The sequence below is a fragment of the Thalassospira sp. genome (assembly GCF_002709775.1).
Lineage (GTDB): Bacteria > Pseudomonadota > Alphaproteobacteria > Rhodospirillales > Thalassospiraceae > Thalassospira.
The window spans coordinates 20,153-30,679 of record NZ_PAQR01000060.1 but is presented as its reverse complement, the minus strand read 5'-3'; the positions used below and the strand labels follow the sequence as shown (position 1 = coordinate 30,679).

Annotated in this window: 8 protein-coding genes; 3 read left to right on the top strand and 5 right to left on the bottom strand. The window is 54.9% G+C overall.

The window, feature by feature from the left end; translation table 11 throughout:
• Positions 1 to 43 precede the first annotated feature (43 nt).
• Entirely contained in the window at positions 44 to 2,047 is a 2,004-nt protein-coding gene (locus CMO10_RS18310) for an acetyl/propionyl/methylcrotonyl-CoA carboxylase subunit alpha (protein WP_297024770.1), read from the top strand.
• Positions 2,047 to 2,961 carry a hydroxymethylglutaryl-CoA lyase gene (locus tag CMO10_RS18305; protein WP_297024769.1) on the top strand — a complete coding sequence of 305 codons (915 nt, stop codon included), beginning with the start codon at positions 2,047 to 2,049 and terminating at the stop codon, positions 2,959 to 2,961. Before CMO10_RS18310 ends, CMO10_RS18305 begins: the two co-directional genes overlap by 1 nt.
• On the opposite strand, the gene CMO10_RS18300 is transcribed toward CMO10_RS18305, so the two are convergent.
• A complete protein-coding gene (locus CMO10_RS18300) occupies positions 2,958 to 3,938 on the bottom strand; it encodes a DUF2971 domain-containing protein (RefSeq protein WP_297024768.1) in 981 nt (326 codons plus the stop codon). The genes CMO10_RS18305 and CMO10_RS18300 overlap by 4 nt on opposite strands.
• 61 nt (positions 3,939 to 3,999) lie before the next feature.
• On the opposite strand from CMO10_RS18300, the gene CMO10_RS18295 reads away from it, so the two are divergent.
• The gene (locus CMO10_RS18295) at positions 4,000 to 4,500 is read left to right on the top strand and encodes a GNAT family N-acetyltransferase (RefSeq protein WP_297024767.1); all 501 of its coding nucleotides are present in this window, start codon (positions 4,000 to 4,002) and stop codon (positions 4,498 to 4,500) included.
• Here CMO10_RS18295 and CMO10_RS18290 read toward each other — a convergent pair.
• The 4 genes from CMO10_RS18290 to CMO10_RS18275 all read right to left on the bottom strand — a co-directional run bounded on the left by CMO10_RS18290 (position 4,497) and on the right by CMO10_RS18275 (position 10,516).
• Complete coding sequence (locus CMO10_RS18290; RefSeq protein WP_297024766.1) at positions 4,497 to 6,167, bottom strand: methyl-accepting chemotaxis protein; 1,671 nt, start codon at positions 6,165 to 6,167, stop codon at positions 4,497 to 4,499. The two genes, CMO10_RS18295 and CMO10_RS18290, sit on opposite strands and share 4 nt — an antisense overlap.
• A gap of 177 nt (positions 6,168 to 6,344) precedes the next feature.
• Positions 6,345 to 8,012, bottom strand: coding sequence for a methyl-accepting chemotaxis protein (locus CMO10_RS18285; RefSeq protein ID WP_297024765.1), 1,668 nt, complete (start codon positions 8,010 to 8,012; stop codon positions 6,345 to 6,347).
• 346 nt (positions 8,013 to 8,358) lie between these two features.
• Positions 8,359 to 8,874: a DUF934 domain-containing protein gene (locus tag CMO10_RS18280; RefSeq protein ID WP_297024764.1), complete on the bottom strand. Its 516-nt coding sequence runs from the start codon at positions 8,872 to 8,874 to the stop codon at positions 8,359 to 8,361.
• A complete protein-coding gene (locus CMO10_RS18275; protein ID WP_297024763.1) occupies positions 8,861 to 10,516 on the bottom strand; it encodes a nitrite/sulfite reductase in 1,656 nt (551 codons plus the stop codon). Before CMO10_RS18275 ends, CMO10_RS18280 begins: the two co-directional genes overlap by 14 nt.
• Positions 10,517 to 10,527 lie beyond the last annotated feature (11 nt).

Below are 10,527 nucleotides of genomic sequence, written 5' to 3'. Positions count from 1 at the left end.
GCCTTTCTGGAAAAACGTCCCGCGAACTGGAGCAAGAAATAACATGCCGCGCAAACTTCTGATCGCCAACCGCGGTGAGATCGCCTGCCGTGTGATCAAGACCGCCCGCCGCATGGGAATTGCCACGGTTGCCGTTTATTCCGATGCTGACGCCAATGCCCTGCATGTCAAACATGCCGACGAGGCCTATCATATCGGTGCGCCCGCGCCCAAAGACAGCTATCTGCGTACCGACCGGCTGCTTGAAGTCATCGCACAATCAGGTGCCGATGCCGTTCATCCCGGTTATGGCTTCCTGTCGGAAAATGCCGGCTTTGCCGATGCGCTGGAAAAGGCCGGATGTGTCTTCGTCGGACCACCGGCAAGTGCGATCCGCGCGATGGGTTCAAAATCCGAAGCCAAGAAAATCATGGGCAAGGCCGGTGTGCCACTGGTGCCCGGTTATCATGGCGAGGACCAGGACCCTGATCTGTTGGCTGCCGAGGCTGACAAAATCGGCTATCCGGTCCTGATCAAGGCATCGGCTGGCGGCGGCGGCAAAGGCATGCGTGCGGTTGAAACCGCCGCCGATTTCAAGGACGCGCTGATCAGCTGTAAACGCGAAGCCGCAAGCAGCTTTGGCGATGACCATTGCCTGATTGAAAAGCTGATCGTCAAACCGCGCCATGTCGAAATTCAGGTCTTTGCCGACAGCCATGGCAATGCGGTTTACCTGTTTGAACGCGATTGCTCCTTGCAGCGCCGCCATCAAAAGGTGATTGAAGAAGCCCCTGCCCCAGGCATGACCGAAGAGCTCCGCGCCCAGATGGGCAAGGCCGCCGTCGATGCTGCCAAGGCGATTGGCTATCAGGGGGCCGGCACAGTTGAATTCCTGCTTGATGCATCGGGTGCGTTCTATTTCATGGAAATGAACACCCGTCTTCAGGTCGAACACCCGGTGACCGAAAAGATCACTGGCGAAGATCTTGTGGAATGGCAACTGCGTGTGGCCGATGGTGAAAAACTGCCAAAGGCACAGGAAGACCTTTCGATCAACGGGCACGCCTTTGAAGTGCGTATCTATGCCGAAGATCCACAGAATGATTTTCTGCCTGCGACCGGCAAACTTGTGCATATGCGCATGCCGCGTGAAACCGAACACGTGCGGGTTGATACCGGTGTTTATGAAGGCGGCGAAGTATCGATCCATTATGACCCGATGATCGCAAAGCTGATCACGTGGGATGTGGATCGCAAGGCCGCACTGCGCCGTATGGCGACAGCCCTTAATGACGTGCAGATCGTCGGTGTCACAACCAATACCGGCTTCCTTGGCAATATCGCCCGCCATCCGGCCTTTGAACGTGGCGAGGTCGAAACCGGCTTCATCCCGAACTATCAGGATGACCTGATCCCGGCACCGAGCACCCCGGATAACGAAGCACTGGCGTTTGCTGCCCTTGATATCCTGCTGACCCGCGATGTGGAGGCCGCCGCCCATGCAGCACAAAGCAGCGATCCCTATTCGCCCTGGCACAGTACGGCGGGCTTTAGGCTTAATGACGACAACCACCATGACCTGATCCTGCGTCACGACGGGGCGGACATGCTGGTGAAGGTGCATTATCGTGATCAGGGCTATGCCATCGACATGCCTGATGGTAGCGCTATCATCGCCACTGCCGAACGTGATGAAAACGGCGCCATCGTTGCAAGTCTTGATAACGTGCGCAAACGCGCAAGCGTGCTGCGCGATGGTAATCGTCTGATGATATTCCGCGATGGTCGCTCAGACCGTCTGGACATCTTTGATCCGCTGGCAGCTGCCGGTGGGGCCGAGGGCACCGGTGGCGGTTTGACTGCCCCGATGCCGGGCAAGATCATCGCGGTGATGGCCGAGGCCGGCCAGTCAGTCACCGCTGGCGACAAACTTGTCGTGATGGAAGCGATGAAAATGGAACACACCATTTCCGCCCCTGTTTCGGGCACGGTCAAGGAAGTGTTCTTTGGCGTCGGCGATCAGGTCGATGATGGTGCAGAACTGATCGCGATTGAGGAGGCCGAATAATGGCCCTGATTTCCGACCTGCCAAGCCACGTCAAAATCGTTGAAGTCGGCCCGCGTGACGGGCTTCAGAACGAAAAGGTGATGGTTCCGACCACCACCAAGGTCGAGCTGATCCATCGCCTGAATGACGCGGGATTATCCGTGATCGAAGCCACCGCCTTTGTCAGCCCGAAATGGGTGCCGCAAATGGCCGATGCGCCTGATGTCATGGCGCAAATCACCCGCAAAGCAGGTGTGACCTATCCCGTGCTGGCCCCGAACATGAAGGGCCTTGAGGCCGCGATTGCCGCAGGCGCGACCGAGGTTGCTGTTTTTGGTGCGGCGTCCGAAAGCTTCTCGCAAAAGAACATCAATTGTTCGATTGCCGAAAGCCTTGATCGCTTCCGCCCGGTCGCAGATGCCGCAAGCAAAGCCGGCCTTGCCGTGCGGGGATATGTCTCCTGCGTTTTGGGATGCCCCTATGAAGGTGACATCGCACCTGAAAAAGTCGCCGAGGTCGCAAAGGCGCTTTATGACATGGGCTGCTATGAAATCAGTCTGGGCGACACCATCGGCACCGGAACACCCGTCAAGGCACAGACGATGATTGAAGCTGTCGCCAAACACGTACCCACCGAAAAGCTCGCCGCACATTTTCATGACACCTATGGTCAGGCGCTGGCCAATTTGCTGGCCGTCTTGCAGATGGGTGTCGCCACCATCGACAGTTCCGTCGCCGGTCTGGGCGGCTGCCCCTATGCCAAGGGGGCCAGTGGCAATGTCGCGACCGAGGATGTTGTCTATATGCTGAACGGGCTTGGGATTGAGACCGGTATCAATCTTGAAAAGCTTGCCGAGACAGGAAGCTGGATTTGTGATCAGATAGGAAAATCAAGCGCATCGAAGGTCAATCTGGCTTTGCTAGCCAGACACTAGCCAACATAAGGTGTATGAGATCGTGTCAACTGCACATTCCGCCCGCTCAGCGCAAATTTGGCGGCCTCAAAGTTACGTTCTTGGTATCGGCTTGGTCCGACAATAATCCTTTTAATAGGTAACTCTACCGCCCCATCTTCGATGAGTTCTATGTAAGCAACTGGCCCAAGCGGCCCCTGTCTAGTCAACACGGGCTTATATTCCTGATCGCGATAACTGCCAAAAACCTTAGGTCCATTTTTCAGCGCAGGTGCCAACACAATTCTAACTTCATTCTCTTCTCTAAACCCAAAATGTTTGGTCCTTGTCGCTAGCGAAGTGAACGGATGATATAGTTCGTCGAAACAAGATGCGTCGCCATCGTAGAATCTTTGAACCGCGCTTTTGAGCATGTTTAGTTCGGTAGACAAAGCGCGAATTGCGTCTCTTCCCTGCCCATAAACAACATCAGAAAAATGCGCTACGTAATACCTGTAATAACTAGCCTGAGCAGCTACAATGTCCGACAAAGCTCTCGTGTCGAACTCTATCGCGAACCCGCCGCCGGCCCCGTAGCCTCGCCACTGACTAAGTAACCCATTGTCCCTTTCATATTCATCTTCATGACCACATAAAGATAGAATGAAGGGATGGACTAATTCTCCGCCACTTTCACGCCCGTGAAAGGTACTGTTATATAAAGTATCTAGAAATGCTTGAAGCTCATGCTTCACAACGTCGTCCAGCCCGCCAAATGCAGAGACTTTCTCCCTTGCCTCATTGTTAGAACTCTCCAGCTCTGAACTTATCTTGCGAAATTCCGGCTCTAGAAAGTTCCACGCCAAAGCACGGAAGTGACTGATTTCCGTAGCATCGTTCATGAATTTGTAGCTAGTCGCCCAAAGATTGTTTGAGGATAAGATACCCAACAATCCAGCTTGATTGGTATAGTGATAGAGGGAACTAAACTCGTCCCAGACTTCCTTTTTCTTTGCCATCAGCATCCACCAAATCAATAATAGCCTAAGCAAGCATAACAGGGGGAAGCACTTGATTGGAATGCGAAATAACTACAGCTTCCGACGGGCCACCCCAAATGATCTGCCGATGATTGGCCGCTGGCTGCATGTGCCGGAAGTTGTCCGCTGGTGGGGCGAACCCGGCGAGCAGATTGAACTGATTTCCGAAGATGTCGAACTGGCCGAGATGGCGACACTGATTGTGTCATACCGCAATCGGCCCTTTGCCTATGTCCAGCATTACGACGCCCATCAATGGCCACAGGCGCATTTTGATCCCCTACCCCAAAACACTCGCTGTCTTGATGCCTTTATCGGCGTGCCGGACATGATGGGATGTGGACATGGGCAGATGTTTTTGAAAATGCTGACTGCGCAACTGTTTGAGCGTGGCGCGCCCATGATCGGCATTGATCCCGATCCCGAAAACGAACGCGCCATTCGCTGCTATGAGGCAATCGGTTTTGTGGCCGGGCGGGAATATGACACCGCCAAGGGTCCATGCCTTTTGATGACACTTTCCCCGCCCGACCAGATTTAAGCCGCGCGCACTGCCGTCAGGAAAGCCTCGACCTTGTCACGCAGGCTCTCGGATTCCCGCGACAACTCACCCGCCGCCGTCAGGACCTGCTCGGCGGCAGTACCGGTTGATCCGGCGGCCTCGTTGACACTGACAATGTTGGTTGTGACTTCGGATGTGCCCGCTGATGCTTCCTGAACATTGCGCGTGATTTCAAGGGTGGCAGCGCCCTGCTCCTCGACAGCACTTGCGATGGTCGCGGAAATCTCGCTGATTTCGGCAATGGTAGCCGAGATCGCGGCGATGGCCGACACGGCACCTTCGGTTTCGTTCTGAATACCGGTGATCTGGGCGGTGATTTCATCAGTCGCCTTTGACGTCGCCGTGGCAAGATTTTTCACCTCGGCCGCGACCACAGCAAAGCCCTTGCCCGCATCGCCAGCACGGGCGGCCTCGATGGTTGCATTCAGGGCCAGAAGGTTGGTTTGTTCGGCAATGTCACTGATCAGGCCAACGACATCGCCGATTTTCTGGGCGGCTTCGGCAAGACCGCGCACCTGATTGTTGGTGTGTTCGGCATCTTCGACCGCGCGACTTGCCACAGCAGAAGATTGCGTGACCTGCTGATTGATCTCGGCAATAGACGCACTCAGTTCCTCGGTCGCGCTGGCGACGGTTTGCACGTTGGTTGAGGCCTGCTCGGCAGCAGCCGCAACGATACCGGACTGTCGGCTGGTTTCCTCGGCCGTGCTGCTCATCCCGGTTGCGGTTGCCTGCATCTCGGTCGCAGCAGAGGAAACGGTTTTCAAAACAGCCGAGATATCCCGATCAAAGCCGGTGGTCAGTTCACTGATTCTCTGCGCACGTTTTTCGCGCGCCTTGGCGGCCTCTGCTTCCTGCTCCGCGAGTTTGTCGGCACGGATCATGTTTTCCTTGAATACCAGAACCGCCTTGGCCATCAGGCCGATTTCATCGGCACGGCTTTGGCCGGGGATATCAACCGCCTTATTCCCGCCGGCCAGTTCATTCATCGAATCTGTAATTGCGCGGATCGGGCGCGAGATTCCCATCCCGATCACCCAGGCCGCAATCACACCGATGACGACGGCAATAACTGCCAGGACTTCGGTAATGATGGTGGATTGTTGGGCAGCCTCGCTTGCGCGTGGGCCAAGTTCATCCTGCTCAGCCTTGATATCGAGTTTCAGGTTCTCAAGATCAGTTGCGACCATTGGCCCGATGCGATCAAGCGTGTTGGCGATCAAATCGGTACGTTTGGGATCGCTTGCCGGCAGTGTGACGACTTCTTCAAAGGCCTCGCCATATGTCACAAGCAACGCTTTTGCATCGGCAACCACGTCAGATCGCTCTGCGCGATCAAGCATCCCTTCAAGCTCTTCGAGCAACCCCATGGTCGAGCCCAAGCGTTCACGCACCTTGGCTGCAGAGCTGTCGCTGCTGGTAATCACAAAATCCTTAAGCGCCACACGCGCTTCAAGAAGGTTGGCCTGAACCCTGCCTGCCTGGTTGGATTGTAGAGCGGTCTGACGATAACGCTGGAAGTCGTCCGCCACCATGGATGTGAACAGAACACCTACCACCGAAACCGCGACAAGCAGAAAAAGCACAACGCCAAAACCGCCGAAAACCTTCGTCGAGATTTTCAGGTTGCTGAATACTGAATTCATTTCATACCCCTAAGAAATGAGCCTCTTAGGGATATGTTGTTACGGATTTTGATAATATAAGATCAGATGTGAACCAGATCACGCATTTCGAGTAAAAATTGAGTATTTTTCGATAAATTCCACAAAAAAGAGCGGGGCAACAATGCCCCGCCCGACAGAAATCTCGCTACATTCGACCTAGACAGCCCGCACCGCATCAAGGAATTCTTCCACCTTGTGACGAAGGCTTTCGGATTCACGCGACAGCTCCGATGCGGCACTCAGCACCTGTTCTGCCGCAGCCCCGGTGGACCCCGCTGCCTCATTCACGCTAACGATGTTTGAGGTCACCTCTGTCGTGCCGACAGAGGCTTCCTGAACATTTCGCGTGATCTCAAGGGTGGCGGCACCTTGTTCCTCGACCGCGCTTGCGATGGTTGCTGAAATCTCGCTGATTTCGGTGATGGTGGCTGAAATCGTACCGATCGCTGTCACCGCACCTTCGGTTTCATTCTGGATGCTGGTGATCTGATTGGTGATGTCTTCAGTCGCCCGCGAGGTTGCGGTTGCGAGGTTTTTGACCTCGGCCGCGACGACGGCAAAGCCCTTGCCGGCATCACCCGCACGGGCGGCCTCGATTGTGGCGTTCAGGGCCAGAAGGTTGGTCTGTTCTGCGATATCGCTAATCAGGCCGACCACATCGCCGATCTTCTGGGCGGCTTCGGCAAGGCCGCGGATCTGGGTATTGGTTTTTTCCGCGTCCTCGACCGCGCGATTGGCAACGCTGGAGGACTGGCTGACCTGCTGGGTGATTTCAGAGATCGAGGCACTGAGTTCCTCGGTCGCACTGGCAACGGTTTGCACGTTGGTGGATGCCTGTTCTGCAGCCGCCGCAACGATGCCCGACTGACGACTGGTTTCCTCGGCCGTGCTGCTCATGCCGGTTGCGGTTGATTGCATCTCGGTCGCGGCAGAAGCCAGGGTTTTAAGGATTACTGCCATGTCCTGATCAAAGCCTGCTGTCAGCTCATTGATTTTCGCGGCACGTTGTTCACGGCGCTTGACGGCCTCGGCTTCTTCGGCAGCAAGCTTTTCAGCCTTGATCATGTTTTCCTTGAACACCAAAACGGCATTGGACATGTCGCCAATTTCATCCGTGCGATCCTGTCCGGGAATATCGACCTGCTTGTTGCCGGCGGCCAGTTCCTTCATGACCTCGGTAATCTGGCGGATCGGGCGTGAAATGCCGGTTCCAATGGTCCAGGCAGCAAAAACGCCAAGAACAAGAGCGACGCCGCCGACAATTGCCGTGACAATCACAGCCTGCGACGCGGCCTTGGTCGCACGCGGGCCGATTTCATCTTGCTCCGCCTTGACGGCCAGTTTCAGATTTTCAAGTTTGGTCGCCACCGCCGGACCAATTTTATCAAGCGTATTGGTCACCAGCTCATCGCGCGCGGCATCCCCGGCAGGCAGTGACACAACCCGGTCAAAGGCCTCGAGATAGGTATTGAGATCCGCTGTCGCTGACTGAACGGTTTCAATCATTTCCGGTGTATCAAGGAGGGGTGCGAGTTCTTCATTCAGATTGATCGCCGTCGCAAGGCGTTCATTGACGGTGCTGACCGCTGCTTTGTCGCCGGTCAGCAGGTAGTGCTTCACCGAAACCCGTGCCTCAAGCAGATTGGCCTGTACCCGTCCGGCCTGATTGGACTGCAATGCAATGTGACGGTAACGGACAAAATGGTCGCCGACACTGCTGACCGAGAATTCCGACCAGAGCGACGCCAGCACCAGCAAAACCAGCACGACGCCGAACCCGCCATACACTTTTGTAGAAATCTTGAAACGATTAAACACCGACATGAATGAGGCACTCCAAAATGAATCTGTCACCTCATTAGTCATATTATAATTTTACACTCATTGCGTGATATACGCGTGATTACAGCACTATGCTTCCGTCCGTATTTAACTATGCCTTAGGGTGAAACAAACCGTATAGCATCACCATTTGCACAAGCGTTTCCTTATACGCAGCACAAACCGTGGATTTCTCGCAACACATTGACCGAACGTCATATTTCGCGATTGCACAAAAATTGCGGGTTTGTGCGATACGCAAAAAGGGGCACCCGCGCGGGCACCCCTTTTTCAACCAGATCTCGGTGTTCGACAATGGTCGAACAGACCGATTTATTGGTGTTTTTTCTTACTGCAATGCGGCCCGACGGCGTTCACGTAAGGATTGCGCGGTGACTCGGCCATCGCCAGTCGGCTGATAATAAACCGACACTTCCTTAAGTGCGGCACGCACCTTGTTCAGCGCCACTTCGCCTTCGACCTTAAGGTCATAAGAATCAAATCCGCAGCGATGCATATAAAGGATCTGATCACGAAGCACGTCGCCAACCGCGCGAAGCTCGCCGGTGAAGCCCATGCGTTCGCGCAGCACCCGGCCATAGGAATATCCACGCCCATCGGTATAGGCCGGGAAATTGACCGTGATGATCGACAGGCGATCCAGATCTTCCGCCAGATCTTCCGGCGCGTCGCCCGGGTTCAACTGAACACCCAGGCCACCATTGCGGCCCAGAAGACTGTCACGTTCTTCCTTGAAACGTTCTAGCGGCACAATCAGGTTTTCATCGCTCGATGGCAGATCGCCTTCGGCGTCAACCGTGATCCATTCCTGTTCGATCAGGCTGTCATTCTTAACGATCGCCATAAAGAACCTCCTTGAACGGATCCATGCCGACACGACGATAGGTGTCGATGAAGCGTTCACCGCCGTCGCGGATATCAATGTATTTCGTCACTAGGCTTTCGATGGCATCGACCACCTCGGCCTCGGAAAAACCAGCACCGGCGATCTTGCCGATTGAGGCATCCTGGCTGGCGTCACCACCAAGGGTGATCTGATAGAATTCCTTGCCACGCTTATCGAGGCCAAGAATGCCGATATGACCGACATGGTGATGCCCGCAAGCATTGATGCAGCCGGAAATCTTGATCTTGAGTTCGCCAATATCATGTTGATGATCAAGGTCGCTGAAACGTTCGGAAATCCGCTGTGACAGCGGAATCGAACGCGCCGTTGCCAGCGCACAGTAATCAAGACCCGGGCAGGAAATGATGTCGGTGACATAGCCAAGGTTGGCCGTGCCGAGGTTATCGGCATCAAGGGCGGTCCAGAGCGCGAACAGATCGGCCTTTTTCACATGCGGCAGAACAAGGTTCTGTTCGTGGGTCACGCGCACATCGCCAAAGCTGTATTTTTCCGAAAGATCGGCAACCAGTTCCATCTGGGTATCGGTCGCGTCACCCGGAATGCCGCCAATTGGTTTCAGCGACACGTTGGCAATGGCATAGCCCGGCTGTTTGTGCTCGATAACGTTCGAACGCACCCAATTGGCAAAACGACGGTTTTCGGCCTTGTGACGTTCGAAATCGGCATCGTCATCGGCAAGGGTTTCAAATGCAGGCGGGGCGAACTGTTCGATGTAATGAGCGATTTCCGCATCATCAACGCGCAGCGACCCGTCCTTGATCTGGGACCATTCCTCTTCAACAAGTTCGCGGATTTTATCAATGCCTTCCTCATGAACGAGGATCTTGATACGCGCCTTGTACTTGTTATCGCGACGGCCAAAGCGGTTATAAACGCGCAGGATCGCTTCGAGATACGAGAACAGATCATTCTTGCCGATGAAGTCGCGAATGGTTTTGCCAACAAACGGCGTGCGGCCAAGGCCACCACCGACAATGACTTCAAAGCCGGTCTCGCCCGCATCGTTCTGATGCATACGCAGGCCAATGTCATGGACCTTGACGGCCGCACGATCATTGGGCGATCCGGTGACAGCAATCTTGAACTTACGCGGAAGATAGGTGAATTCCGGGTGGAAGGTCGACCACTGACGGATCAGCTCGCAATAGGGACGCGGATCTTCGATTTCATCGGCTGCGGCACCGGCATACTGGTCGGTCGTGGTGTTACGAATGCAGTTGCCCGATGTCTGAATGGCGTGCATTTCAACCTTGGCAAGGTCAAGCAACGCATCAGGGATCTCATCAAGCTTCGGCCAGTTATACTGGATGTTCTGGCGCGTGGTGAAATGGCCATAGCCCTTGTCATAAACCCGCGCAATCATGCCAAGCTGACGGAGCTGGTCAGCGCGCAGCGTGCCGTAGGGAACAGCAACGCGCAGCATATAGGCATGAAGCTGCAGATAAACACCGTTCATCAGGCGCAGCGGACGGAACTGTTCCTCGGTAATGTCGCCGGCAAGGCGGCGTTTTACCTGTTCGCGGAACTGTTCGGTGCGTTCATGAACAAGCTGGCGGTCAAAATCGTCATAACGATACATCGGGGCTCTCC